At 51.1% G+C, this 26,062-nt stretch carries 22 protein-coding genes; 10 read left to right on the top strand and 12 right to left on the bottom strand.

Annotated features, from left to right (window positions below):
• Positions 1–217: 217 nt before the first annotated feature.
• Complete coding sequence (locus AMM48_RS20905; RefSeq protein WP_102785647.1) at positions 218–1,339, bottom strand: iron-containing alcohol dehydrogenase; 1,122 nt, start codon at positions 1,337–1,339, stop codon at positions 218–220.
• Positions 1,340–1,733: 394 nt separating this feature from the next.
• Here AMM48_RS20905 and AMM48_RS20900 point away from each other — a divergent pair, with 394 nt between their 5' ends.
• The 7 genes from AMM48_RS20900 to pdxA all read left to right on the top strand — a co-directional run bounded on the left by AMM48_RS20900 (position 1,734) and on the right by pdxA (position 8,740).
• A complete protein-coding gene (locus AMM48_RS20900) occupies positions 1,734–2,228 on the top strand; it encodes a tripartite tricarboxylate transporter TctB family protein (protein WP_102785646.1) in 495 nt (164 codons plus the stop codon).
• A 33-nt stretch (positions 2,229–2,261) separates the two neighbouring features.
• Complete coding sequence (locus tag AMM48_RS20895) at positions 2,262–3,218, top strand: tripartite tricarboxylate transporter substrate binding protein (RefSeq protein WP_102785645.1); 957 nt, start codon at positions 2,262–2,264, stop codon at positions 3,216–3,218.
• 81 nt (positions 3,219–3,299) lie between these two features.
• Positions 3,300–4,790 carry a tripartite tricarboxylate transporter permease gene (locus AMM48_RS20890; RefSeq protein WP_102785644.1) on the top strand — a complete coding sequence of 497 codons (1,491 nt, stop codon included), beginning with the start codon at positions 3,300–3,302 and terminating at the stop codon, positions 4,788–4,790.
• 12 nt (positions 4,791–4,802) lie between these two features.
• A complete protein-coding gene (locus tag AMM48_RS20885; protein ID WP_102785643.1) occupies positions 4,803–5,684 on the top strand; it encodes a dihydrodipicolinate synthase family protein in 882 nt (293 codons plus the stop codon).
• Positions 5,685–5,686: 2 nt separating this feature from the next.
• A complete protein-coding gene (locus AMM48_RS20880) occupies positions 5,687–6,652 on the top strand; it encodes a phosphoglycerate dehydrogenase (protein WP_102785642.1) in 966 nt (321 codons plus the stop codon).
• Between the two features lies 1 nt (position 6,653).
• On the top strand, positions 6,654–7,703 hold the full coding sequence (locus tag AMM48_RS20875) for an Ldh family oxidoreductase (protein ID WP_102785641.1): 1,050 nt from the start codon (positions 6,654–6,656) through the stop codon (positions 7,701–7,703).
• Between the two features lie 44 nt (positions 7,704–7,747).
• Positions 7,748–8,740, top strand: a complete 993-nt coding sequence (gene pdxA / locus AMM48_RS20870; protein WP_102785640.1) for a 4-hydroxythreonine-4-phosphate dehydrogenase PdxA — start codon at positions 7,748–7,750, stop codon at positions 8,738–8,740.
• Between the two features lie 68 nt (positions 8,741–8,808).
• Here the strand turns inward: pdxA and AMM48_RS20865 are convergent, their stop codons facing one another.
• From AMM48_RS20865 to AMM48_RS20830, 8 genes are all read right to left on the bottom strand, one after another.
• Positions 8,809–9,525 carry a FadR/GntR family transcriptional regulator gene (locus tag AMM48_RS20865; protein WP_244271334.1) on the bottom strand — a complete coding sequence of 239 codons (717 nt, stop codon included), beginning with the start codon at positions 9,523–9,525 and terminating at the stop codon, positions 8,809–8,811.
• Positions 9,526–9,578: 53 nt separating this feature from the next.
• Positions 9,579–10,631: a four-carbon acid sugar kinase family protein gene (locus tag AMM48_RS20860; protein ID WP_102785638.1), complete on the bottom strand. Its 1,053-nt coding sequence runs from the start codon at positions 10,629–10,631 to the stop codon at positions 9,579–9,581.
• A gap of 303 nt (positions 10,632–10,934) precedes the next feature.
• Entirely contained in the window at positions 10,935–11,909 is a 975-nt protein-coding gene (locus tag AMM48_RS20855) for an XdhC family protein (protein ID WP_102785637.1), read from the bottom strand.
• A 105-nt stretch (positions 11,910–12,014) separates the two neighbouring features.
• Positions 12,015–12,632, bottom strand: a complete 618-nt coding sequence (locus tag AMM48_RS20850) for an intradiol ring-cleavage dioxygenase (RefSeq protein WP_198413577.1) — start codon at positions 12,630–12,632, stop codon at positions 12,015–12,017.
• Between the two features lie 245 nt (positions 12,633–12,877).
• Positions 12,878–13,297 carry a DoxX family protein gene (locus AMM48_RS20845; protein ID WP_102785636.1) on the bottom strand — a complete coding sequence of 140 codons (420 nt, stop codon included), beginning with the start codon at positions 13,295–13,297 and terminating at the stop codon, positions 12,878–12,880.
• A 74-nt stretch (positions 13,298–13,371) separates the two neighbouring features.
• Positions 13,372–15,489: a xanthine dehydrogenase family protein molybdopterin-binding subunit gene (locus tag AMM48_RS20840; protein ID WP_102785635.1), complete on the bottom strand. Its 2,118-nt coding sequence runs from the start codon at positions 15,487–15,489 to the stop codon at positions 13,372–13,374.
• Entirely contained in the window at positions 15,489–16,505 is a 1,017-nt protein-coding gene (locus AMM48_RS20835) for a xanthine dehydrogenase family protein subunit M (RefSeq protein ID WP_102785634.1), read from the bottom strand. The genes AMM48_RS20840 and AMM48_RS20835 overlap by 1 nt, the downstream gene beginning before the upstream one ends.
• A gap of 2 nt (positions 16,506–16,507) precedes the next feature.
• A complete protein-coding gene (locus AMM48_RS20830; protein ID WP_102785633.1) occupies positions 16,508–17,131 on the bottom strand; it encodes a (2Fe-2S)-binding protein in 624 nt (207 codons plus the stop codon).
• Positions 17,132–17,263: 132 nt separating this feature from the next.
• Between AMM48_RS20830 and AMM48_RS20825 the strand changes: the two genes are divergently transcribed.
• Positions 17,264–17,836, top strand: a complete 573-nt coding sequence (locus tag AMM48_RS20825; protein ID WP_102785632.1) for a TetR/AcrR family transcriptional regulator — start codon at positions 17,264–17,266, stop codon at positions 17,834–17,836.
• A 377-nt stretch (positions 17,837–18,213) separates the two neighbouring features.
• On the opposite strand, the gene AMM48_RS20820 is transcribed toward AMM48_RS20825, so the two are convergent.
• Positions 18,214–18,747 carry a methyltransferase domain-containing protein gene (locus AMM48_RS20820; protein WP_244271333.1) on the bottom strand — a complete coding sequence of 178 codons (534 nt, stop codon included), beginning with the start codon at positions 18,745–18,747 and terminating at the stop codon, positions 18,214–18,216.
• A 444-nt stretch (positions 18,748–19,191) separates the two neighbouring features.
• Between AMM48_RS20820 and AMM48_RS20815 the strand changes: the two genes are divergently transcribed.
• Both AMM48_RS20815 and AMM48_RS20810 read left to right on the top strand, forming a co-directional pair.
• Positions 19,192–19,932, top strand: a complete 741-nt coding sequence (locus AMM48_RS20815) for a response regulator (RefSeq protein WP_102785630.1) — start codon at positions 19,192–19,194, stop codon at positions 19,930–19,932.
• On the top strand, positions 19,919–21,295 hold the full coding sequence (locus AMM48_RS20810) for a HAMP domain-containing sensor histidine kinase (RefSeq protein ID WP_102785629.1): 1,377 nt from the start codon (positions 19,919–19,921) through the stop codon (positions 21,293–21,295). Before AMM48_RS20815 ends, AMM48_RS20810 begins: the two co-directional genes overlap by 14 nt.
• A gap of 199 nt (positions 21,296–21,494) precedes the next feature.
• Here AMM48_RS20810 and AMM48_RS20805 read toward each other — a convergent pair whose 3' ends face one another.
• Positions 21,495–24,671 (bottom strand): efflux RND transporter permease subunit, encoded by a 3,177-nt coding sequence (locus tag AMM48_RS20805; protein WP_102785628.1) that lies wholly within the window; start codon positions 24,669–24,671, stop codon positions 21,495–21,497.
• A gap of 4 nt (positions 24,672–24,675) precedes the next feature.
• Positions 24,676–25,806: an efflux RND transporter periplasmic adaptor subunit gene (locus tag AMM48_RS20800; protein WP_102785627.1), complete on the bottom strand. Its 1,131-nt coding sequence runs from the start codon at positions 25,804–25,806 to the stop codon at positions 24,676–24,678.
• Positions 25,807–26,062: the final 256 nt, after the last annotated feature.

Below are 26,062 nucleotides of genomic sequence, written 5' to 3'. Positions count from 1 at the left end.
CAAGTGCCGTTTATCACGTTATGGCCCGCAACTAATCTGCATTGGTTGAAAGTCTAACAATAACCAGTCCGTGCCCGAGAAAATGCTCCCCTGTCAGCGCCATTTTACGGCAGTTTAAGCTCGAGCCTACACCGCCCAAACCGTCACTGCGCCAACAAACAAAATGAATTTAAGCACTTTAATGCCAGAGGCTAGAAACATTCATGCCATGCAAGCTTCAAGATGCAGCCTTGTACAACTCGAGAATATCCTGCTTTGACAGGTCAACCGGGTTCCAATCAAGAAGGCGGCGAATAGCATGCGCCTCTTCTGCCATGTTCACGAAATCAGCCTCTGGAACACCGTAACTGCCGATATCCATGCGCATGCCCAGTGAAGCGCAAAATGCAACAGACGCCTCCCGCAAGCCTTCAACGCTATTGTAATCTGTTACCCCAAGAGCGCAGGCGACCTTCCGGGTTTTTTCAGGGACAGCAGGCTCGTTGATCGCAAGAACATGCGGAAACATCAAAGCATTGGCTAGCCCGTGCGGAAGCTTGTGCCGCGTTCCAAGCGGATAGGAAACCGCATGGCCAGCAGTGGTGTTTACCGGACCGAGGCAAACACCACCGTAAAAGGCCGCCAACGCCATGCCTGATCTGGCTTCGATATCGGTCCCGTCCTTTACCGCCCGCGCCAGATATTTCCCAACCAGTTCGATACCTTGCAAAGCATAACCATCGATCAACGGATGCGCACGTTTGGAGGTGAATGCCTCTACACAATGCGCCAAAGCATCTACACCAGTTGCCGCCGTGACGTCAGCGGGTACCGAAATCGTCAAAACCGGGTCAATAATGGCAATATCGGCCAGCATCTCGATGCTCTCGGTTGCAACCTTGTTCAAGCTCGGCGGATCCGTGACAAGCGCCCGCGTGCCAACTTCCGAACCGGTTCCTGCTGTCGTCGGTATCTGAACCAGCCCGACACGTCGCTTAGGAGCGCGACCAGGTCCCGAGATATCCGAGAGCAGTACACCGCAATCAACCATCACAGAAACAAGCTTGGCAAGGTCCATTGCAGACCCCCCGCCAAATCCGATTACGAGATCGCATCCGGATGCAGCTTTGATCGCTGCATTGAGATTATGCTCGTCCGGCTCGGGCACTACATCGCCAAAAACTGTAATATTCGAGAGCCCAAGAATATCCAGCCTCGCGACATTAACACTGTCGGAGACAACAAACGGCTTTCTGAATCCATGCCCGCGAACCCATTCAGACAGCCCGGAAACCGCCCCCTCGCCAAAACGCAAAATGGACGGACGTTGAATTTCGATCTGGCGGGAAAGGTTAAGCATCTTCAGGCCCTCTGAATGGTGTCGACTTGTCAAAATTGAAATTTACCGATCTTCCAAATCGATACCTCAGCCCGGTTTCCGGCTAAATTGCGAAAGGATTCGTCGGAAGAACTGACTCAACATAAAGCGTGAATTCCAAATTTGTCAATTTGTAATAACCAACAATTTCAATACCTAAATAACCATATCAACATCACGATCGACCAATCTTCTCAGTAGAATTTTATAATTAAATAGCTGATATTGTTATATGTTTAGATTCTCCATAGTCACAGACATGCAAAACAAACACAGCGGGAAAATCCCACCAACTCAAAAAGATTCTCCCCAAATGACAAAATAAGTTGACATATTTTCAAGCAGCCATACCCTAACACTCAACAAGAAGCAGAAAATGCCACGCCAGTTCATCACGCCTGCAAGGGAGGAAAGCGTGAGCACAGTTAGCAAATCACGCAGCAGCCTATATATCGGCGGCGGTCTTTTACTATTTTGTGGTTTTGCCGCTTGGCGCACTGCACTTGTAAAGGCGCAATCCACAAACACTGTTGCCGGGCCATCATTCCTGCCTTGGATCATGATCGGACTGATCTCGGTGCTTTCTGTTGCCCTGATTGTACGCTCTCTCAAGCACCGAAACGACAAGACGGGGATATTGATGCCGGACCGGAAGCTTCTGCTCCGGATGGGCATGTTTACAATTTTGCTTGTTGCTTACGCTGCCGCTTTCATGCCGCTGGGCTATTTGCCCTCGACACTGATCACATTCTGCATCGGCCTTTATCTCGTCGGAGAACGGCGTCCTCTTGCGCTGATTGCCTTTCCCGTTCTGACGACCGGCATCATCTATCTGGGCTTTACCAATTTTCTCAAAGTTTGGTTGCCCTGATCAAAAAATCAAAATTCTATCAAGGAGGAAACCATGAACAAGAAACTCATCATTGCCGCAGCCTTGCTTGCAGCATCCATCTCGACCGAGGCATTCGCCTTTCCCGATCGTCCCATACAGGTCATCGTTCCCTATTCAGCGGGCGGGGGGACCGATCTTTCGTTGCGCCTTCTGGCCGAAAGCTTCGAACGCAATTTTGATGGCAGCACCATGGTTGTCCGCAACCAGCCGGGCGGCGGCGGCTCAATCGGCACCTCAGGGGCTGTGCTTGCCCGTCCCGATGGCTATACACTGGGTGCAGGGGCGCAAGGTCCGCTGGCACTTCTGCCGCACCTGGGTGGTACACCCTATAATATCGACGATGTAGAATTTATTGGCCTGTTTGGCCGTAACCTCCAGGTCATGGTTGCCTGCAAGGACGCACCGTTCAGCAATTTTGATGAATTCCTTGAATATTCCAAAACAAAAGCACCGCAGATCGGAAATTCCGGTGCGGGGGGTGCTAACCACATCTCTGCGGAAGCGTTTGGCAAAGCTGCCAATATCAAAATTGAATCCGTGCCGTTTGGCGGTTCCTCGGAAGCACGCACCGCGTGTGTTGGCGGGCACATCGATGCAATGGTCGCATCACCGGCAGAGGCCCTTGGTCAGGTTGAAGCCGGAAACGTATCAATGCTGTTTGTTATGGAGCCTGAACGGATCGATCTATTCCCGGACACCCCGACCGCCGTTGAAAAAGGCATTGATTTCACCTGGTCCTCCTGGAAAGGCATCATCGGCCCGAAAGGCATTCCGGAACAAGACCTGAAATTCCTTCGTTCTGCGATCAAAACCGCCGTTGAGGATGAAGAGTTCCGCAAAAAGATGGAAGAAATGGGCGAATTCGTCATCTACGAAGATGCCGAGCAATATGAAGCACGCGCCCGTTCCGACAGTAAAACCGCAGAAGCCGTCATACGTGACCTTGGCATGTACGGTATGAATAACTGACCGGACTAACTCAGGGCTTCAGGCCAGAAAACATGGAACCTGAAGCCCTCCTTCCTTTTTCGGATCGAGCGAGTAGCCTTAATGGATGTCCTTTCATCTCTATCCCAACTGTTTGAGTTAAACACCCTGTGGACGATTGCCCTCGGAACACTCGGAGGGCTTATTATTGGTGCGCTGCCTGGGTTGACCGCCACGATGGGCGTTGCGCTGCTGATTCCTATGACATTTGGCATGACACCGGTTGTTGGGCTGAACATGTTGATCGGCATTTATATTGGCGGGATTTACGGTGGCTGCGTCTCATCCATTCTACTGCGGACGCCCGGCACCCCGGCATCTGCCGCAACCGTGCTTGACGGCTACCCCATGGCTCAAAGGGGCGAAGCCGGTAAAGCCCTTGGCATGGCAACGATTGCCTCAACAATCGGTGGGCTTTTTGCTGCAATCGTTCTGGCAACCCTCGCCCCCCAACTTGCGTCGATTGCCCTGAAATTCGGCGCCCCCGAGTATTTTGCGCTGGCGCTGTTCGGCCTCACAATCATTGCGTCTCTTTCGGGCGATTTACTGAAAGGTGCGATTTCGGGGTTGCTGGGTATCTTAATTTCCTGCGTCGGGGCAGATCCGATTACCGGCGTACTGCGATATACATTTGGCGTATCGGGCTTTGCATCCGGATTTTCTTTTACACCTGCACTTATTGGGCTTTTCGCCCTTTCGGAAGTCTTTACGCAAATGGAACGCATCGGAAAATCCGAGGCACCGGTGCGCACAGTTTCCGGTCGCTGGCCGTCGAGGACGGATATGCGTGAAAGCAAGAGCGCCCTGATCAGAGGCTCCATCATCGGGACGATCATAGGCATTATTCCAGGGACAGGTTCGGGAACCGCGTCGTGGATTTCCTATAACGAGGCCCGACGTTCGTCGCATACACCCGAAAAGTTCGGAACCGGGTACGCCCCTGGTATTGCGGCAACGGAAAGTGCAAATAACGCGGTTTGTGCTGCAGCCCTCATCCCGCTGCTTGCACTCGGAATTCCGGGTGACGTTGTCACAGCAGTACTGATGGGTGGACTGATGATCCAGGGGCTTGCCCCCGGACCGATGCTGTTCCAGACCAATCCCGATGTGATCATCGGCATCTTTGGCGGCACCTTTATCGCAACCATCTTCATGTTCATTTTCGGCATGGCCTTAATCCCGCTGTTTTCGCGGATATTGCTGATCCCCCGACAGATGCTGGCAATGACCATCGTCATTTTCTGCTTTATCGGGTCGTTTGCCATCAACCTGAACCCGGTCGACCTCTATACGATGATTGGCTTTGGTGTCCTTGGCTGGGGCATGCAGAAATTCGGGTTCAGCCAAGCTGCCCTGTGCATTGCGCTCATCCTCGGCCCGATGATGGAAGCCAACCTGCGCCGCGGCCTGTTGCAATCGGGTGACAATCTTATCGAATTTGCATCCGGGCCCATCACCTTGCTGTTTTTCTTCCTGACCATCCTTTCCCTTGGCTGGCCAATGATTGCCCGACTGAAACAGCGTAATCGCAAGACAATACAAGCCCCAGAATAACAGGAACCACCAATGACCAAATCGGCATATGTCGCTCTCGTCACCTGCTTTAATGACGATGAAACGATCAATTACCAAGCCACCCGCAATCAGGTGAAACGTCAGGTCGCGGCTGGCAACAACATCATGTGTGCCGGAACAAATGGCGATTTTTCCGCCCTCACATTTGAGGAAAAAGTCCGGTTGACCGAAGAGGTCGTCGATGAAGTCGGCGGCAAGGCAAAGGTCATCGTCAATGCCGGTATGCCTGCAACATTTGAAACCATCAAGCTGGCGCGTGAATTTGACCGTATCGGCGTTGACGGTATTGCCGTCATTACACCGTTCTTCATCGCCTGCACGCAAGACGGTCTGATACGCCATTTCACTGCCGCTGCAGACAGCGTTTCAACACCGGTTTATCTTTATGATATCCCCCCGCGCACCCAAAACCACATTGAACCCGAAACGGCAAAGATTCTGGCCGGACATGGCAACATCGCTGGGATCAAGGATTCCGGCGGGACCAATGAAAGCCTGAACGCCTATCTTGGCATCAGCAAGGAAATGGGCGGGTTCGAGGTTTATTCCGGACCGGACCATCTTGTTTTGTGGTCATTACAGAATGGTGCGACCGGTGCAATTTCGGGGCTCGGCAATGTTCTGCCCGAAATTCTCGCGGGCATTATCGACGGTGTGAATTCTGGTGACATTGCCAAAGCCGAAGAAAATCAGGAAATATTCGGCAATTTCCGCAAGGATCTTTATGGCCTGGGATACCCACCGGCACTGGTGAAACGTGCTCTGTATCTGATGGATAAATCGGTTGGGGCCTCCCGTCAGCCAGCCCTGCTTCCGGATACGGAACAGGATAGGAAAATTGTCGAAATCCTCAAAAAATACGGGCTCATCTGATCATGACAGTTCTTCTCACGACGTCGCCGGGATTTGGCAAATACGGTGCAGTATCGTCCCGCCTTGAAGAACTCGGCTGGGAACTGATCCGCTGTGTCGACACGACAAAGCCCGATGGTGGCGTAGCCGAACATATCGGACGAGCCGATTATCTTGTCGTCGGGCTGGTGCCGGTCACATCGGAGATCGTTGCACAAGGTGCCAATCTCAAAGCCGTTCTGAAACATGGCGTCGGCGTCGATAATATTGACATCCCCGCCTGCTCGAAGGCCGGATTACCGGTCCTGAACACACCCGGCGCAAATGCCGATGCGGTTGCGGAGCTCGCCATCGGAATGATGTTCTGCCTCGCACGCAATATTGTCGCAGGCCACAATTGCGTTGTTTCAGGCGGCTGGAACAGAACAATCGGCACACAGGTCGGTGGCAAAACGCTGGGCATTATCGGACTTGGCAATATCGGCAAGTCGCTTGCACTTAAGGCGCGCGCATTGGGCATGACGGTTATCGCACAGGATGCCTATCCGGATATTACCTTTGCAAAGGATAACGGTATTGACTTTGTTGATGTGGATACGCTTCTTGCGAAATCGGACTATGTCTCGCTGCATATCTTTGGCGGTACAGAAAACACCGCCTTCATCAATGCTGACAAACTGGCACTTATGAAGCCGGATGCCTGTCTGCTTAACCTCGCACGCGGCGAAGTTATCGATATCGATGCAGTGTCAGATGCCCTGCACAATAATCGTTTGGGCGGTGCTGGTATTGACGCCTATGTCACTGAACCTCCGCAAACCAGTCATCCGATTTTTTCCCATCCACGTGTTGTGTTCACCCCGCATACGGGCGCAGATACATTGGAAGCAATGGCCAATGTCGGCCTGATGAATATCACCGATATCGAAGCTTTGATGCGCGGGGAGAAACCCAAACGGATTCTCAACCCCGAGGTTTTCGGGGGCTGACATGAGCATCATATTTGACGTATCCGGACTGACCCAATTCTCAACCAGACTGTTTTCTGCTGCCGGACTTGAAGCCGATAAAGCCGACACCGTCGGTCGCTATCTGGTTGAGGCCGACCTGATGGGGCATAACACCCACGGGCTGGCACTGGCACCATGGTATCTGCAAGGTATCCGCGATGGCGTAATGAAGACCGGCGGCAGTTATGAAATCATCTCGGACCGTGGAGCAGCTCAGTGCTGGGATGGCAAAAGACTGCCCGGTGCCTGGCTGACCAGCGAGGCCATGAAAACTGCCGTTGATCGTGCCCGCGAATTTGGCACGGCCACCGTGGCTATAGGGAACAGCCATCATATCGGCGCACTTGCGGCCTATCTTTCAATCGCGACCGATCAGTCGATGCTTGCCTCTATTGCGTCTTCGTCCCCGTCAGGCGCGCAGGTTGCCCCCTTCGGAGGACTGGACGGCGTCTTTACCCCCAACCCGGTAGCCTGGGGCATTCCGACGGACGATCAACCGATACTTGTCGATATCTCGGCTTCGATCACTACCGTCAATATGGCATCGCGTCTGAAACGCGAAAATCGCGTTTATGATCATTCATGGCTGATGGATCGCAATGGTCAGCCCGGCAATGATCCCGGGCTTCTTGACAATGAGGCCACCCTTTTGCCGACGGGTGGTGTTGACCACGGGCAAAAAGGTTATGGCATGGCACTTTCTGCCGAATCCCTCACACAAGGGCTTGCAGGTTATGGGCGCGCCAACAATCCCAAAGGCACGAATGCCGCCGTCACCATCAGCGTCTATGATCCCGCAGCCTTCGGCGGGGTGGATAAATTTATCGAACAAACAAGCTGGTTGCGCGATGCATGCCTTGCCAACCGCCCCAAAGACCCATCACATCCCGTTCGTTTACCCGGACAGGCTGCATTGCAGCGCAAGGCATCCGCAATCAGGGATGGCGTCGAGCTTTATCCCGGAATCAGTGAAGGTTTGAAAGCCGAGGCGAAGTACTACGGCATCCCCTTTATTTCCGCAAAAGCATAACACTATCAGAACCGGGTCCTGCCGACCCGAAACAGGAGACAAAAATGACACTCCCCAACGCACCAATCGCAATTACCATGGGCGATCCGTCCGGTGTCGGGGCGGAAGTTACCGTTCGTGCGCTTGCAACGCTGTCACCGGAAAAAAAACAAAGCTATACCGTGATCGGCGATATCAATGTTCTGAACCGGGCCATCCGCGCCTGCCGTCTGGATATTGCAACACATCACGCTGATAAAACAGCAGACAATGCATCGATTGCTGTAAAGCACATTGCAATAGATGGCCTGCCTGACAAATTCGGCGTCCTGTCTGACCGTTGCGGCGAAGCCAGTTTCCGTTACATTGACGCCGCCGTAAAAATGGCGCAGTCAGGCGAAGCTGCCGGTATCGTTACAGCACCTATCAACAAGGAAGCACTTAATGCCGCTGGCCACCATTATGACGGACACACCGGCATGCTGGCCCATTTGACCGGCTGTAAATCGTCATGGATGCTGCTGGCCTCCGAACGGCTTAACGTTATTCATGTTTCAACCCATGTCTCGCTTAAGGATGCCATTGACCGGGCAACCACCGAACGCGTGCTGGAAACCATTCGCACGGGTTACCGGCATTTCAAACGTATGGGATACGAAAACCCACGTCTTGCCGTTGCCGGAATCAACCCGCATTGCGGCGAAAACGGGCTGTTTGGCAGTGATGACCCAGAACGGGTCGAACCTGCGGTCAGGCTTGCACAGCAAGAAGGCATCAATGTCCAGGGACCAATTTCAGCAGATACCGTCTATTACCGTGCGTTCCGCGGGGATTTCGATCTGGTGATTGCACAGTACCATGATCAGGGACACATACCGGTCAAACTGGTGGCGTTCGATACTGCGGTGAATGTTTCGCTCGGACTGCCCATTGACCGGACATCCGTCGATCACGGGACAGCGTTTGACATTGCCGGTACAGGTCGCGCCAATCATGAAAACATGATCTCTGCGCTCAGCTATGCTGATACGTTGGCGAATTCAAAACGCCTTTCCTGAGCAGCCTGGTCCAGGAACACCAAAAGAGAAAGCCCGGATAATCCGTTCCGGGCTTTCTTGTGTCCATATCACATTTTCAGACTGAGTAAACTACCGCCAAACAAGCGATCACGCGAATGCTCGATATGTCGATACATAAGCGTTCTGGCCTCTTCGGCCTTGCCATCCCCAATGGCCCGGTAGATAGCGGAATGTTCTTCAAGAACTTCTTCCAGCCGCTTCAATCCATCTGACATCAAAGATTGCCCGTGCAGCTTCATCCCGACATTGATGTGCTCGCGCAAGGCCCGCATAGACGCTTCTAAATAGTGGTTGTTTGCGGCGCGTGTTATCGCGAGATGGAATGCAAAATCCGCGTCTTCGCGATGTTGGTTTGACCCCGTCGCAACCTTGAGCAAATCAAGAGCATGCTCGATCTCGCGCAGTATCTCCTCATTGTGGCGCGTAGCCGCCAGCGAAGCCGCCTCCGGTTCAATCGTCAGGCGGAACTCGTAGCAACGCTGAATATCTGCCAACGTCTCCACCTTGGCAAAACCGAGCGGCGCATGTTTTGCTGCCCGAACATAACTGCCGGCTCCCTGTCTGGAATAAATCAGTCCCTCTTCACGCAATTTTTCAAGCGCGGTTCGCAAGACAGGCCGGGAAACTTCAAGATCTGTCGCCAGAATGTTCTCGGGCGGCAGTTTACTGTTTGGTGCATACTCCCCATTCGTAATCCGGCTGTAAAGTGAATGATAAACCCGGTCAGCGAGAGCCACGCGGGGCTTTTTGGTTTGATCTTTCACCGGAGAACTTCCTGATTTATCCTGTGTCATGAGAACCTTAAACAAAATCCGTTTTATCTAATCGAAGACAATACACGTTCAAAAGCATCTTCTGCCCCAAATCCGCCAGACTTTGTTACGACAGTAATCTTTTGACCGTTAAAAACAGTTTCGGCGAACGGCATTCCCGGCAGAAGTTCCCCTTTTACTGTCAATAATCCCATACCCGCTTCATTCAAAATTGCAGCAGCGGTTTCTCCACCGCAAGCTAGCAAAGTTGCGGGCGCGTTTGCCTGTATCCTCTGTACAATACCTGACGAAAATGCTCTGCCGGCTTCTAATTCTGAAACTGTTTCATTTCCCGACACCATCTCGACAATCGTCACTTTTACATCGCGCCATCGTCCATTAGCCTGAACATGTAAATTTTTCCCGTTGGGTGCTTCGATAATTGCGCAAACCGATCGAATTTTATCGAGCTGTGCTTTGGTGATCGGGTCCCTTGAACCTATGGCAAACAATGCAGGCGAAGGTAACTCGATTTGTCGATCTGGTGGCATTTCAGAGCGCAGCCGGATCGCTAATGCTTCTGCCAATCCTGCCGCACCGACAAAAAGATAATCTTCCATATTTGACGGTAATGCCAAGGCAATATCAGAGAAATTTTGGGCATTAACAATACTTTCGAGCGGCAAATCACACGAGACAACTTTCGCAATATCAATTGGTTCGCTTACACCTTTGCCAACGATCCGCCCCCCTTCCACCCTACGGCCCTGCGACGGGATCGCGGGACAGACGAACATATATGGCTTAAGCTTTTTTTGAGAAAATGCGTCAAGTTCGGCCTTGATGTTGCCCTTCAGGCGAGAGTCAACTTTCTTCATAAGCACCGGCGGATTGAAGCACATGCAACTCAAAGCTTCCATTACCCTTTGCCATGCATGTTTTGCAGAAACCTCACGCGAGGATGTGCTGACAGCAACCACATCGCTCCCACTTCGAAGTGCCTCGGCAAATGCATCGATTGTCCCGGCGACGACGGTCACCATACCCCGGTTGGCAAAGCATACAGCGCTATCAAGCGCCCCCGTCAGATCATCAGCCAGAATAACAACGGAAACCATCCAGAAACCTTATAATTTTTACTAATCATCTCCAATATGTAAACTTGTATATTATTTGTAAAAATCTTCAAGGGCGTGATCAAACCGAGAGGACTTTAGTGGTAGCAACCATCAACAAGCGTTGCTAAATCAAATTGCACACCCTTTCTCAGCCTTTTTATCCCAGACTTTCCCCAATACATTGCAGCACTTTTGACTTCCAGCAATAAAAGTCTTCTCAGCAGCTTTCCAAAGACCACCAAGCTTCACGCAACAAAGCCTAGACAAGAAACCTTCACATGGAGCGGACCGAGCTCTTTGATTTCATAGTGCGAGGTCATTTCTGAAAAGGGCGGCATGAATGCCAGACAGCATTGAAAGGGCGATACTTTCGGGAAGTTGCCCACCGATATCAAGTCCAGCCGGGCTTGAAACCTTGAACGGTAAATCGCTCTCGCTAATACCTGCATGTTCCAGAACATCGCCAAAACGATGACGCGGGCCAAGGGCCGACAAATGACTTAACGAGGTATTTCGTAACGTTGTGATCGCTTGGGCATCAATGGATATATTATGTGCCATCAAGATCGCGGCATCAATCCGGTTATTTCGGACATGCATAGCAAGGTTTTGATCAATGGTTTTAAGGATCGTGCAGGCATGCGGGAAATGTTCTCGCCGTGCATTGGCTGGGCGAGGATCAACAAGCGTGGTTTGCCACCCCATTTCGTAGGCGATATTGACCACCGGACGGGCGTCAACACCGCCCCCAACAATCAGGATATGCGGTTCGGGCCAAATCGGGGTAACCAACCAGTCACCATCTATACGATTTTCAATATGAGGCGAACAGCGATCGGAAACATAACCCGGTTTGAAATAGCCGGTGATGTCACCAATTTTCTGAAAAAACAATCCGTTTTGACGCTGGGCAAGGGACATAGCAAGGTCGGATAATCCAAGGTCATTATCCTCGGTGACAGGCTGAAGCATGATATGAACTGTTCCGCCACAACCAATTCCAAGCTTGAAAGACAGATCATCTTCGTCATTGCCATCATAGACAAGCATGACGGCCTTGCCCGTAAGCATTGCCTTGCGGGCATTGCGGGTAATGTCAGCCTCAAGACATCCGCCACTGAGTAATCCGAATTGCTGGCCATGGCCATTGATCAGCATCATCGCCCCGGCCTTGCGATAGGCCGAGCCTTCGGTGCGATAAACCGTGCCAAGTACCCACTCGGTATTGTCTCTGGCCTGTTGCCAGGCTGCCAGCATTGCAGAGAGTTGATTCCTCATCTTTTGCCGCCGTTCGCCAAATGCAAAGCTGTCCGGATGAGATCCGTTTTCGCGGGATCAATTCGGGTGAGTCCCGGCTTGAATGCCCGGACTTCAAAATAAAGTTCAATCTGTAACAAAATCGAACCTGCCTACAGCGCCGTCATTAAGCATGGACAAGACAAGGCGTGTGTCGAACAATCTGTCCTCGCTGTTCTTGGGATGAGTTGGAAAATATAGTTGGGTCCTCAATACTTTCCCGCCCGGGCGCTGGACATGAAAATGATAGTGCGCTGTGCGAAAAGAATAATGCTGAGTGATGACTGTTCTAAATCCCCATCGACCACTTTGATCCGTGAATTGATGCCCGCGCCATCTGTCTCCAATGAGATCATATTTTCCAGTTTCATCCGCATGCCAGATTTCAACTTTGGCATCAGGAACTGGACGGCATCGCCGATCAAAAACGTATCCGAGCAACATGATTTGGTGCGAATCAGCATCTTCCCCAAGAAGATCAATCCGTTCTGGTGAATTCGATTGAAAGTAAAGACTTTCGGCTTGGCTCGGCAGCAAATGAAAATCATCGTCACATGCCGGAGTTGGCTTGAGACCTGTTTCGATACTCAATTCCTGAGACACCGATCCCGCACACGTCAGAATGGGGGGCTCCGCATATAAATGCGACATCAACTTTCGGCGAATTGGTTCCATTTTCACCCATCTTTTTCCTAGAATATCCATTTACAAAAGCCATCCGATGGTCGGCAAATAAACTTCAGAAAATGTATGTCGAGACGTGGTTCGGTCACCTACTCTCGAAGGCAAGGGCTTACATGACGACAGGAAAGGAAAAATGGGCCGTTATTTCCGGCAGGATGAACCATGTGCCCCGAACGCTGTCATGCCAACGTTCGGGGGCGCCGTCCATGCAAGCCAACGAAGCAGCTATCTAGCGGTATTGGAAACTGAAAGCATCATTTTCTTCTCTACGCGAGTGAGGTAGCTTCCTGCCTGCGCCCGATGAGAGCATCCAAACTCCAGACCCCGGGACCGGCAGCAGAAAAATAGAGAAAAACGAAGCAGTAGAGCATCGCTGCTTCACCGTGATTGAGGACAGGAAAGAAACCATTCCCAGCGTGTACAATGAAGTATGCACAGGCCATAAGGCCCGAAAGGACGAATGCGATTGGGCGCGTAAAAAGCCCCACTAAAAGCAAGAGGCCACCCAAAACCTCAAGGATCCCGGCAGTATACAACATGTTATTGAGGGGGTATTCAAATGGAGCTGGCCACCCGAATAACTTCATGGTGCCGTGGGTGAAGAATGAACCCGCAGCAAAAACCCGTAAAAGACTCAACAGGTGCGGCGCAAAGTCGTTCAAGCGATTCAGTTTTAGAATTGACATGTCTATCTCCAGATTAACCAAAGGCCTAAGAACCGGGAACTAACCGGCACATAACATTAAGTGGACACATAGTTTCAAAGCAGGTCTTCGAGACGGATCGGCAGCTTCCGGATACGTTTGCCTGTCGCGTGGTAGATTGCGTTAGCAATGGCAGGTGCTGTTCCAAGCATCACAAGCTCCCCCATTCCTTTGACACCTACGGAATTCACCATCGTGTCAGGCTTGTCGATCAGGCCGACATCTACGTCACCTATATCGGCATTCACCGCGATGAGGTAATCGGCCAGATCGTCATTGAGATACCCAGCAAAACGCGGATCAATCTCGCTCTGCTCACGTAGAGCGGTACTAATTCCCCAAACGACACCACCATACATCTGACCTTCTGCGGTCCTGGGACTCACAACTCTCCCGATGTCGGCAATGCTCGTTACACGTGGGATACGAATACGCCGCGTCTGTGGCTCGATATGGACCTCCACGAACTGTGCGATGTAGCTCATTGAGGTAAAACCGGGATATTCGGATCCAGCCCCGGCTGCCCAGCTTCCGTTCCGGAAGCCGTCAAGGGCAGACGAATCCTGTCCGGGTGCAAGCTGCGAGGCAGTGACTTCGATGTATGGACGTTTCAACCGCGCCAGCTGTTCATGCATATTGCCTGCCGGTGGATTGGGCCCAGCCAGTTCTTCGAACCGGGCTCGCAAAACATCCACGGCTTTTACGGTTGCCGGTATGATACTTGCAGTGCCGCGTTCTCCAACTGTGGCCATCTGCGGCCCTACGGACGTATCCCCCATAAGGACTTCGATCCTGTCCGGATTAACATCAAGCCCTTGCAGAATCGCATTCGCGATAGCGGTGCGAATGCCTTGCCCCATTTCATGACCCGAACTAATGATCCTGGTCGTTCCATCTGCCCGAACCCTAAGCGTCGTCTCAGCCGCAGACCCCGACGCCCCGAAGATGCCACAAGCAACACCGAGACCAACCATAGTACCGTCTTCCAGCGTCATTGAGCCAGGAGCAGGAGTTCGCCGGCCCCAGTCAAAACGTTGCGCGCCTTCTATCAGACAGTCATTGAGGAAGTGTGGCGCAAGTGGTTGCCCTGCAACGATATCGGTCTTGGCCTCATGATCAAGGCGCAGCTGTACAGGATCCACGTTCAGCTTATACGCCATTTCATCAATCACACTTTCAAGGGCGAAACCAGCGGGAAACGGGTGTGTTCCTCGTGTATGACGAGGCAAATTGCGGTCTATATGTACATCACCAGCCGTAGCACGGAAATTTTCAATGGCATAAAGCCGGGCAATGTCCTGATAATAGCCATTCGAACGAAACCTCCCGCCGGGCCAATTCTCCTGAACGACATCATAGTTGATTGCGGTCAGGCGGCCTTCTTTGTTGGCTGCGATTTGAATATTGTGGATGCTGCGCGGGCGGAAAGTAGAAATATGAAAAAGTTGCCCACGCGGTGTAACCAGCTTGACCGGACGCTCTGTCAACCTGGCAGCTTCTGCAACCAAGGCAGTCTGCAATTTGGGAGGAGATTTCTGACCGAAGCCACCGCCGACATATTCGGATTTGATCGTGATTGCATCACTTGGAATTCCGAAAGCCTCCGCGAGAGCATTTTTGACACTGTTGGAATTCTGACAGCCCTCATGAATCGTCAATCGCCCGCCAGACCAGTACGCGACGGTGCCGAATAATTCCATTGCGTTATGATGCTGAACCGGTGTTTCAAAGGTTCCTTCGACAATCTCAACAGCGTTCTGGAATTCAGTATCAACATTGCCTGTCTCAAAACCTTCAGAGGGGACAACAGATGCTCCTGCACTATCCATCAGCGGAATGAAAGACACACGTTCATAATCCGCAGTAACAGCCTCAGCGCCCTCAATGGCAGCTTCAAGCGTCTCCGCAACAACCATTGCAATGGGTTGGCCGAAATAGTTTATCTCGGACGACAGTGTTGGAAAATCCCCCAAGGACAACACATGAACGACGCCACGGGTTTCAATTGCCTGCGTTATATCGATACTGTTGACTGTTCCTTTGGCAACCGTCGCCGGGACGAGCATTGCGTGAAGCATGCTAGGCAAATTCATATCGGCACCAAACTGCGTCTGCCCCAAAACCTTACCTCTGGCATCGGTTCGGGCAATCTCGGAAAAGACTTCAACAGCCATTATGCTCTCCTCTGTGCTGCAATCATTAGGGCATCAGCAACAACTCTGGCGCCAAGTTCTGTCTTGAAAGCATTTTGCCGGCCAGTTCGTGCCCCGGCGAAGGCGGCATGCCCTGCTTCAAGAGCCAGTTCCGGGGTCAGGACCATCCCAGAAACAACCCGTTCTGCCGCGCTGGCACGCCAGGGGGTGGTCGCAACACCGCCAAGTGCGATACGGGCACTATGGATGCTTTCCCCTGACATTTCGACTGCGACAGCGGCTGAAACCAGAGCAAAGGCATAGCTCTCCCGGTCGCGAATCTTGTGGTAAGTCGATGCGCGCCCTACTGAGCTTTTAGGCACAGTGATCGCAGTCACCAACTCGCCCGGTTCGAGGTTAAACTCTTTGTGTGGAGTGTCTTTAGGCAGGCGATAGAAATCCGCAACCGGAACATTCCGCGTTCCCTTCGGCCCCAGAATCTCTATAACGGCATCCAGCGCCATGAGCGCCACTGGCCAATCCCCGGGAGCCACTGCCGTACAGGCATCGCTGGTGCCTAGAACAGCCTGAGTACGGTCAAGCCCATCAATAGCGGCACAGCCGGAGCCGGGGTTACGCTTGTTACAGGGATAGACACCTACCATGGAGGACGATCCCGCACCGTTACGAAAATACATACAGCGAGTACGTTGCAGCAGATTGCCGCCCACCGTGGCCATATTACGTAATTGCTGCGAAGCGGCCTTAAGAAGGCTTTCGGCCAACACCGGATACTGCTCACGCACGACCGGATCATGCGCGACATCTGCCATCAGGGCACGACTGCCAAAACGCAGGACATCGCCGCTTGTCTCAATCGTATCAAGTCCCTCGATGCGGCTGATATCAATCAGATGTGCTGGATGCTCTATACCCAACTTCATCAGGTCGTATATGTTGGTACCCCCTGCGATGTAGCGAGCAGAACTGCCTGTCTTGGAAAATTGTGCGACGGCAGCCTCTGCTGTCTCCACGAAACTGTAGTTAACGCCCCGCATGATCAACCCTCCATCGTCTCTGCAGCCTGCACAACGGCAGCAAGAATGCCCACATAGGCACCGCAACGGCAGATATTTCCGCTCATATACTCACGGATCGCATCTGGATCAGTTGCCTGCCCCTGATTGACACATGCCACAGCCGACATGATCTGGCCCGGCGTGCAGTACCCACACTGAAGAGCATCATTATCAATGAAAGCTTGCTGCATGGGGTGTAGCTCATCGCCCTTCATGAGCCCTTCGATCGTTGTAATCTCAGCACCGTCAGCCTTTGCAGCCATCGTTAGGCAGGAAGATACCGGCCGACCGTCGATATGTACGGTGCAGGCACCACATTGACCATGATCACAGCCCTTTTTGGTACCTGTTAACGCCAAACGTTCGCGCAAAAGATCAAGCAGAGACGCTCGCGCATCCACATCCATGGAAACCTGCTCTCCATTTATGAGGCAAGAGATGTGGGTTGTGACTTCGTTTTCGGGATTAGGGACGAACGCTTGTTCTTGCGCCTCGATCCGAAGCGGAACAAGTGTTGCAGCTGCAGTTCCAGCACCGGTGGCTGCCAAAAAAGCACGCCGCGTGATGCCGTGGGCCTTCTCTTCATCAGACAATTTGTCTGCCATGTTGTTTCTCCAGTACGAGTGCAACTTTTATTGTCAGGCTCTGACAATAAATTAATGTCATTGTCAGTCCCTGTCAATAAAGCTAAGTTCACGGAACAGTGAAGATGATCACAAAACAAAATAGGTATTCTGGTGGTTCAGAAAGCAGAAAATGCACGCGAACGATTTGAAAGTGCGGCGTTCAGCTTGTTCGGTGAAAAGGGATACACAGCAACGACCGTGCCAGAAATTGCAGCAAAAGCAGGGCTAACGGAACGGACGTTCTACCGCTATTTCACAGATAAGCGTGAAGTCATGTTTTGGCGGGCTGGAGAACATCAAGCCTCTATAACAAATGAAATTGCAAAAGCACCTGCAAGCCTGCACCCGCTTACAATGGTGGCAAATTCCTTTGAAACACTTGCACCCTTCATCGATGGACGTAGATCCATTGTAAATTTACGCCAACGTCTGATATCAGAGCACAGCGACCTACATGAGCGTGAGCTAATGAAGCTACATATGCTCGCTTCTGCAATTGACCGCGCATTACAACAGCGCAATGTGGCCACCTCTCTTTCACGTATCGTAGCAGAGATTGGAACAGCCATCTGGAAGGTCGCATTAGAAAACTGGCGCACCGACAAGCAAGAAGAAAACTTTGCAACTCACGTGCAAGCAGCGCTTAGTGAATTTCGGGCTGGATTACGCCAGTTTTCTAGTTAATGCATTTTAATCCCCCCCTTCTCTAAGGAACTTGCAGAAGGAAAAAGTAGGTCAATGACTGAAACCCAGTTTAACTCTGAAAAGGCAGGGTTGTTTTCGAAACCAAGTGTAAATCCTCCTTCAAAGTTTTGTCCAAAATGGAAAGCTGCCCGAGTGACGGGGTCGGGGGATGACGGGGTTTTCACTCGGGCAGTATTCCCGCCGCAGGAGGACAACCGCCCAACAAGGCCTCGACGGGAACAGAAAAATACATCAATAGGTGTGCTGCCCAGACAACAGGCCTTGGGGGTACTATTGCCCAGGCAGCACCTCTCACCGAAGATTGGGAACTTTAATCGACTGATTTCCTCGGTGAGAAACGGCATTCACAATATCCTTCATTTCTGCTGAGAAGCATCAACCTCAGGCATATTGTCATTTAGCGTCAACGGGCGACGTCTCGTGATCTTGTAAACTGAAGCAGGGGGAAGATTACGCACTGTCCGGCCAATGTATGTCGCCTTCAAACCAAGACGGTCCAATATCGGACGAGGAACAGGACATCGCGGGCCATAGGTAAACTGATAAAAAGCACCCGCAGGCCTCAAATATCCGAATGCCCCAGAGATAATCGAAATAACCTTTCTCGGAGGCATAGAGAGAACAGGCAACCCACTAACAACAGCACCGACATCAGCCCCTTCAAACAAAAGGCCATGTCTGAGTTTTGTCGCATCAATCGATAGTATTCTGGCTTGTGGGAAGCGCTGCTTGAGCATATCAGCAAAATCGGTTTCAAATTCCACCAACGTCAGATCCCGCTCCGAGATCCCGCGATCCAGAAGAGCTTGCGTAAAAACACCAGTCCCTGCCCCCAGTTCAAGAACGGGACCATTGCTTGGGGCAATCTCTTCTGCAATCAACTTGGCCAATAGCTTTCCCGAGGGCGCTATCGCACCAATCCGTGACGGACGAGCCACCCATAACCGTGCAAACCGGAGATAATCTGAATATTTCATTCGATACTTCTGCCTCCAAGATTACCCTTATCATCTCGCATCCAACCGTAGGGCGGAACACATGAACCTTTGATAACGTCAGGAAATACATGCATGGGCTTATACAACACTGACAAAACAGATGCTTCTCACACTATGTTTCTTGCTCCCGAGGAAAAGCCATTACTGTCCGGCTCGTGCACTAAAATCAGAGTGAGAACTGGCTGAACTCAATCAAGCAATTGGTAAACTTCTTTTGTCGCAGCAGTGTGCCAAGCGTCTGGAAAATTGTAATCCTGTGTCGCAAAACATGGCATTGCAACGGGACGTTACAAACAAGTTCGGCAACCACGTGACGTTTGATCTAAAAATGGGATCATGATGAACATGCCAAACATATTGATTGTCGACGACCATCGAGAAATTCGCGATGCGTTGAAGCGCTATCTGGAAAAAAATGGCTATCGTGCGCATGCGGTTGACAATACCAAAGCAATGGACCGGGCTTTAGAAGATGGGTCTTACGATTTGGTAATTCTGGATGTCATGATGCCGGGTGAAGATGGGCTTGCTGCGTGTCGGCGTCTCCGCCCCACCAATAACGTTGCAATCTTGATGTTATCTGCCCTGGGAGAGGAAACTGATCGCGTTGTCGGACTGGAAATTGGCGCAGACGATTACATTGCGAAACCATTCAGCCCAAGAGAGGTTCTCGCCCGAATTAAAGCAATATTGCGTCGAACAGAACTCCCCAGCGAGATACACGGTGGCCAGTACGGAGGGAAACAACTTCAGTTTGACAGGTGGATACTTGATGTAGACCGACGAATTCTCTCTGGCGAGAATGGTTTGGAAACAGTTCTAACCACTGCCGATTACCAGTTGCTGATTGCTTTTCTGGAACGCCCCAGAGCCATATTGTCACGTGATCGATTGTTAGACGTCACCACGGGACGAGAAGCATCTCCATTTGATAGGGCAATCGACAATCAAGTGTGTCGCCTACGACGCAAAATAGAAGTCGACGCTTCAAGCCCAGAGTTGATTGTGACAGTTCGGGGAGGAGGATATTGTTTCATGTCCGAAGTGACGGAGATTTCGGGCAATGAAAATCAATAAATTCCGTACTCTTAGGAGTCAGTTCTCGGTACTTTTGTTGTCCGCACTAGCTATTGTGCAATGTGTCAGCATCTGGCTGTTTATGGAGGAAAGACGGGAGACTAACCTCTATTCTCTTTCCAAAGACAGTGCCAGCCGTGTCCTGACAGTTGCGGACAAACTGGATATGTCTCCCCCAGAAATCGACAGCTTAATTCTGCAGTTGTCGTCATCAATCGACTTCAAACTTCATCTAGGCACGAGCCCAATGACAGGCTCACCAGCTTCAGAAGCCCTATCATCATTCCATGATAATATTGAAGCAATTCAAAACCACTTGGGCATTGATCCCGCACGCAAGATCAGTGTTGCGCTCTTCGACCCTTTTCTAGCGTCACGTCTTGATACTAACACACAACTTTTTTCAAAACATGACTCAGAAGAATTGGTCGTCTCGGCACAACTGCAAAACGGGCAATGGCTGAATGCCCGTGTAGATACTGGTGGCCCCCCATTTCGCTGGGCATGGCCCGCTATCATTTCCTTGTCGCTGACAACAGTCACAGTCTTTGCAATCATTTATTATCTGGTGGGTTGGATATCGACCCCCTTGCAAACTTTGGCAGAAAAAACGGAAGGTTTCTCGCAAGGGTTAACAGTCGTACCAACACCAATGACCGGACCAATAGAAGTACAACGCCTGTCAGCAACATTTGATGAAATGGCAGAAAATGTATCAAAACTTATTGCAGAGCGTTCAACGATGTTGGCCGCATTAGGACATGATTTACGATCCCCAATCACAGCAATGCGCCTTCGACTGGAAATGATTGAAGATGCAGAAACACGTGAGCGGATTGAAAACTGCCTGAATGAAATGCAGGCTCTTGTTGAATCGGCCCTGTCCTTGGCCAAAGGCACACAAAGCAATGGTCCGAGTGAAAAAATAGCTCTTCATGATTTGCTAGAAAAACTTTGCTCTGAGATCAACGAGAATTCCGGACCGGTATTTGTCCATATAAAGGACGCGTGTTCCGTAACGACCGAGCCGGAAAGTTTGAAACGCGCGATCAGAAATATTATTGAAAATGCGGTACTGTACGGGAATGAAGCAACAGTCCAGCTAGAAGTGATAGACCAAAACGCTCAAGTTTCCATTGCCGACAAGGGACCGGGAATTCCTGAAAATGCCCGCAAAGAGGTGTTTCAGGCTTTCGTCCGGCTGGAAACTTCACGAAGCAGGCAGACCGGCGGATCCGGCCTTGGGTTGGCTATCGCAAAAATGACGATCGACCGCTTCCAGGGCAGTATCCATATTCAGAGCAACTCACCACATGGAAGCAAATTTGTGGTTCTCCTGCCCATCATCAACGAACTATCTTGAGATCGACGGGTCTTCCAAACGCGTTTTCAAGCCCTTTGAGCGAGCATCGGCTATCATGCTTGACAGCCAAGCACTGGCTAATCCACTCGCAAGAAAAGAACGCTGATTTCGGAGAAACGAAGTTTCAGATGAAAAAAACTCCCCGCATAATACGGGGAGTTTTTCCGATGGCTGACTTTTATCTCGAAGGTTCTGCAATCTATGCTGTCTGTGTGACCTGCCTTTTTCTTTTAAGGTCGAATTCCAACACGAAAACCATCAAGGCAGGCAAAAACGTCAAGGTTGCGAGAACAGTTCCCAGAATGCCGAAAAGAACGATAACCCCAACGCCACGGTAAAGCTCGCTGCCTGCGCCCGGAATCACCACAAGTGGCAACAACCCAAAAACAGTCGTGATACTGGACATAAAAATCGGGCGCAATCGCGAAGAAACCGCCTCGCAAACAGCCTCTTTCGGACTAAATCTACCCTCACGAGCCGTTTCCAGAGCCCGATGAACGAGCAAAATGGGATTGTTGACAACAGTTCCCATAAGAATCAGAAAACCAAGCATGGAGATCATGTCAAACGGCTGACTGATTTGAGGCAAACCGAACACAGGTAAAGTCCCACCCACTAGATTGAGTAGAAACAAACCAGCTATTCCCCCTGCAAACCCCAATGGGATTGTCGTCATAATCAACACCGGATATCCCCAATGCCTCAGAATAGCGACAAGAAGGAGGTAGATTATCACAATAGCATAGCTGTAATTTGCGGTTATTGACTCCTGGGTTGCCTCCAATTGATCCGCAGCTCCGGAGATATCTATATCGACGTTAAGGGGAATTTCCCCTCTTTCGCGCAGATATCTCACAATCTTTTCGTTAACCTCCCCGACAGCTGTTTCTAAGGCAACATCGCGGGGAGGAATAATGCTCAGTGTTACGGTCCGGTTACTGTCTACACGTCGGATTGAATTTGTATCCACGACCTCTTCAATATGAGCGACAGACGAAAGTGGCACTGTTGTCCCCTGTGGGGTGTAAAACGCAATATCACCCAAACCATCAGGACGCACTTCCTGACCACCAGCACTGTAGAGGTATATATCGATCTGATCATCATTCAGGGAAAAATCGTCGATATATGCACCATCTGTCAGGGCGGCAACGCTGAAGCCCAGCCCTTCAGCTGTTAAGCCCATTTCTGCAGCTCGTTCCCAGTCGGGCTGTACAAGAATGAGCGGCTGAGATAACGACAATGTTGCCGGGGTCGTTTGAATGCTCGGATTATCAAAAACTCGCTCTGCGCGCTCATATGCCGACGAAACAACTCTGTATATAGCCTCAAGATCAGGCCCGGATACATCAAGGTTTACACTGCGCGTGCCGCCGTCATTACTGGTAATAATAGAACCACGGGAAACAAAAGACCGCATTCCAGGATAGCTTTCGAATATACGCGAGACTGTATCCGCCAAATCGTCGATTTGGCCCGGAGCCTTCGTCGTCGCCATGACCATGATGCTTTGCGGTTGGGCATTGACGGCAAGAACACCAAGAGCAGGAACAGAGCTGCGGCCTTCAGCATACTCGTCGGGGCTATCCTGCAGATGCGGGTAGAGATGTGCCTCAATTTGCTCTGCAATCTCTCTCATCGTAGACAGATTGTATCCGGGAGGAGCTGTCATGAACGCAAAAATTTTTGCCTCTTCTCCCTCGGGCAAATATTCGGCTGCAGGGGTTAACGCGACGAGAATGCCAATGCCGAGCCCCAGTGTAACAACGATACAAACCAGACAATTCAGAGGACGTTTCACAATCCAGGTCACAATCGCCAGTATGATGCTTGCGACAGCCCAGTGCCCGTTATCCTGCCTGCCATTGGAGCCTGAAGCGGAGTACGCATTCCCGTCCTTCATGAGACGAGCTCCAAAAGTCGGAACAATCGTGACGGATACAAACATAGAAGCCAGGATTGAAGCCGCAATGGCGATAGCAACGTCGGAGTAAAGCTGACCTGCTTCTTCCTGAATGAAGGTAATCGGCACGAAAACGAGGACAGTGGTCAATGTTGAAGCCATCACCGCTGGCCAAACCTCCTGCACGCCTTCGACAGCAGCACGGAAACGTCCCAACCCTCGTCGCCGTGCCATATCTATGCTTTCGAGAACAACAATACTGTTGTCCAAAGTCATACCAATTGCAAATGCAACCCCCGCGAGAGAAATGACATTAATGGTCCGCCCAGCAAGAAGAAGCCCCAGAAATGCAGCAATTGTACAAACGGGAATACCGATTACGCCAATGAAGGTCATTGGAATGGACCGGAGGAAAACAAACATGACAATTGTCGAGAGGACTGCACCAAGCCCCAGATTGACCCAGACATTTTGCAGTGAATCCTCGACATATCCGGAATCATCTCCGATCAAGGTCAATTGCATGCCTGCCGGTTCCAGGAAACTCTCATTCAAATCCGCTATCAGATTTTGAACCGCATCGCTAATTTCGATGACATTGGTTCCCGCTTCACGACGCAGGGATAACAGAAGAGCCGGCTGGCCCTCATTCAAAAGCGTTTCTGTTTGCTCAAAATGCCCAAGCCGTACATCGGCAACATCCAGCAAACGCACAATAGAATCATCCCGACGCGCCAGAATCGTGTTTTCCATATCACTGATGTCTTCAAACCGACCAACGGTACGCAAAAGATAGCTTCGTTTTCCGCTTTCCAAGTCTCCTCCGGAAACATCACGGTTGCGCGAAGTTATGGCGTCTCGCACATCAATTAACGTCAATCCTCGCGATGCCAAGCGGTCAGAATCAATTAGGATTTGTAATTGCCTCTCCGGTGCTCCCAACGCAACTTGAGATACTCCGGGAACACGCTCCAAACGACGACGCACAGTATCATCGATAAAATCCCCCATCATATTCATGTTAATTCCCCTCGGATTCCCTGGTAGGGGCGCCATGCGGAAATACATGAATGCTTCGTTTGATGCCGCCGTTGCCAGAACCCGAGGCTCGTCCACATTGACCGGATAACTGGGAACCTGGCTTAGAGCGTTGTTCACCCGGATCAGGGTTTCGGTGATGTCGATATCATAGGGAAATTCGAGCTCAACCATAGACTGCCCGCTGGAGACAGTAGCAACCATACGTTCAAGTCCCGGTACCGAGCCCAGATATTCTTCCTGCTCAATGGTGATCTCTCTCTCCACATCTTGCGGAGTTGCCCCGGGCCAGGCCGTTTCCACAGTAATTGTGCGTATTTCCAAATCAGGAATCATTTGCACAGGAATGCGCAAAGCTGCTGCGATACCAAGCACACAGATAATCAGCAGGAAAACCGTCATCAACGTGCCGCGTTTTACAATTTCTTCGAACATGGGATTAGTCCGTCACTTTGTTTTGCACAACGGCTGGAGAAACTAGAGAGATCTCAGCAGCTCGGTGCTCCAGACGCACAGCCTGGCCGGGGCTCAGTGACTCATTACCTTCGACAACAACGCTTTCTCCTACCGAAAGCCCGCCCCGAATTTGGATTTTGCCATCGAATGCCAATCCGGTTTCGATCCGTCGTTCGGATACGACAGGTACATCGCCTTTCTCATCAAGGACCCAAACCGTTATACGTCCATCCGGATGCCGCAAAATGGCATCACGGGAAACCAAAAGCCCCCGTTCCCCTGTATTAAACCGGATTATGACACGTGCGGACATTCCCGGATTTATTGATACGTTTTGTTCCGGGCGCAGCACAATATGAATAATAAAGGTACGCGAAGCAACTTCTCCAACGGGAATGATGCTTTCGAGGTTTGCCTCGAAATGCTCATCGGGGAAGCCCCCTAACTCCACTTGGAAACCAGTATCATCCGACAACCGGGGAAGATACTGTTGCGGAACAGGAACCTCGATCCTCAGATGATCCATATCGACAAGTTCAACGACAGGATCCCCCGGATCGACCCAGGCACCTTCCTCACTGATACGACGCGCAACTACACCAGAAAAAGGGGCTTTGACATCATGCAGTTCGACCCGCAGCTCTTGCTCCTTTCGGGCGACATGGGCGCCGTCAACAATCGCGCGCATAGACGCTACTTCTGTTTCACGTCGACGCCACTCGTCCTGCGAAATGGTTTGCCGCTCAACGAGCTCTCGCCCCATCTTCAGGCGACGTTCGGCATCCGTTAATGCAGCCTCTGCCTCGCGAGCCGCAGCTTCGGATTGCTGCAACGACAACTTAGCAAGTCTGTCATCCAACTTGAGTAGAGTATCACCTTCTTTGACCTGGGCACCTCCATCAACATGTATTGCCTGAACTTTACCTGCAATTTCGCTGGACAGAAGGGAAGCACGGACGGAACTGACTGTGCCGTTCAGAGGAACAAGTTCCATAATCTCGGCTTCACGCACTTCTTCCACGGCAACAGGTGCCGCATTTTCCTGAGCCTGAACCGAGAAGTTACCGATGGTAAAAAAGAGAAGAGTTAAGAAACGAACGTAATGTTTGCCCATGGGAAATCCCTCTAGGCAGGAGTTTTTCGGCCGAGAAACTGTTTACAGACAACGTAAACAAGACATGAATTCGATCAATGCGAGATTGATGTCTGCACTTCAAGGACGACAAACTCCTGCGTTATGCTGAAGCTGTCCAAGATTTATTGCAGACACGGTATTCATCCTCTGTCGCAGAACTGTGCCAAGTGAATTCGGATTTGTAATCCAATGTCGTAAACAGGTTTATGAAAACACACGGTTACAAAGATGTTCA

The sequence above is a fragment of the Thalassospira sp. GB04J01 genome, from assembly GCF_000751115.1.
GTDB classification, from domain to species: domain Bacteria; phylum Pseudomonadota; class Alphaproteobacteria; order Rhodospirillales; family Thalassospiraceae; genus Thalassospira; species Thalassospira lucentensis.
Note: the sequence above shows the minus strand (reverse complement) of the source record. Positions and strands in the feature narration are given on the sequence as shown.

Bases quoted from the DNA above. Each gene is read 5' to 3' on its own strand.
- AMM48_RS20890 (WP_102785644.1), top strand. From the start codon at position 3,300: ATGGATGTCCTTTCATCTCTATCCCAACTGTTTGAGTTAAACACCCTG.
- AMM48_RS20905 (WP_102785647.1), bottom strand. From the start codon at position 1,339: ATGCTTAACCTTTCCCGCCAGATCGAAATTCAACGTCCGTCCATTTTG.
- AMM48_RS20845 (WP_102785636.1), bottom strand. From the start codon at position 13,297: ATGTCAATTCTAAAACTGAATCGCTTGAACGACTTTGCGCCGCACCTG.
- AMM48_RS20810 (WP_102785629.1), top strand. From the start codon at position 19,919: ATGAAAATCAATAAATTCCGTACTCTTAGGAGTCAGTTCTCGGTACTT.
- AMM48_RS20830 (WP_102785633.1), bottom strand. From the start codon at position 17,131: ATGGCAGACAAATTGTCTGATGAAGAGAAGGCCCACGGCATCACGCGG.
- pdxA (WP_102785640.1), top strand. From the start codon at position 7,748: ATGACACTCCCCAACGCACCAATCGCAATTACCATGGGCGATCCGTCC.
- AMM48_RS20880 (WP_102785642.1), top strand. From the start codon at position 5,687: ATGACAGTTCTTCTCACGACGTCGCCGGGATTTGGCAAATACGGTGCA.
- AMM48_RS20805 (WP_102785628.1), bottom strand. From the start codon at position 24,671: ATGTTCGAAGAAATTGTAAAACGCGGCACGTTGATGACGGTTTTCCTG.
- AMM48_RS20850 (WP_198413577.1), bottom strand. From the start codon at position 12,632: ATGGATATTCTAGGAAAAAGATGGGTGAAAATGGAACCAATTCGCCGA.
- AMM48_RS20855 (WP_102785637.1), bottom strand. From the start codon at position 11,909: ATGAGGAATCAACTCTCTGCAATGCTGGCAGCCTGGCAACAGGCCAGA.
- AMM48_RS20885 (WP_102785643.1), top strand. From the start codon at position 4,803: ATGACCAAATCGGCATATGTCGCTCTCGTCACCTGCTTTAATGACGAT.
- AMM48_RS20800 (WP_102785627.1), bottom strand. From the start codon at position 25,806: ATGGGCAAACATTACGTTCGTTTCTTAACTCTTCTCTTTTTTACCATC.
- AMM48_RS20815 (WP_102785630.1), top strand. From the start codon at position 19,192: ATGATGAACATGCCAAACATATTGATTGTCGACGACCATCGAGAAATT.
- AMM48_RS20875 (WP_102785641.1), top strand. From the start codon at position 6,654: ATGAGCATCATATTTGACGTATCCGGACTGACCCAATTCTCAACCAGA.
- AMM48_RS20860 (WP_102785638.1), bottom strand. From the start codon at position 10,631: ATGGTTTCCGTTGTTATTCTGGCTGATGATCTGACGGGGGCGCTTGAT.
- AMM48_RS20840 (WP_102785635.1), bottom strand. From the start codon at position 15,489: ATGGCTGTTGAAGTCTTTTCCGAGATTGCCCGAACCGATGCCAGAGGT.
- AMM48_RS20835 (WP_102785634.1), bottom strand. From the start codon at position 16,505: ATGCGGGGCGTTAACTACAGTTTCGTGGAGACAGCAGAGGCTGCCGTC.
- AMM48_RS20900 (WP_102785646.1), top strand. From the start codon at position 1,734: ATGCCACGCCAGTTCATCACGCCTGCAAGGGAGGAAAGCGTGAGCACA.
- AMM48_RS20895 (WP_102785645.1), top strand. From the start codon at position 2,262: ATGAACAAGAAACTCATCATTGCCGCAGCCTTGCTTGCAGCATCCATC.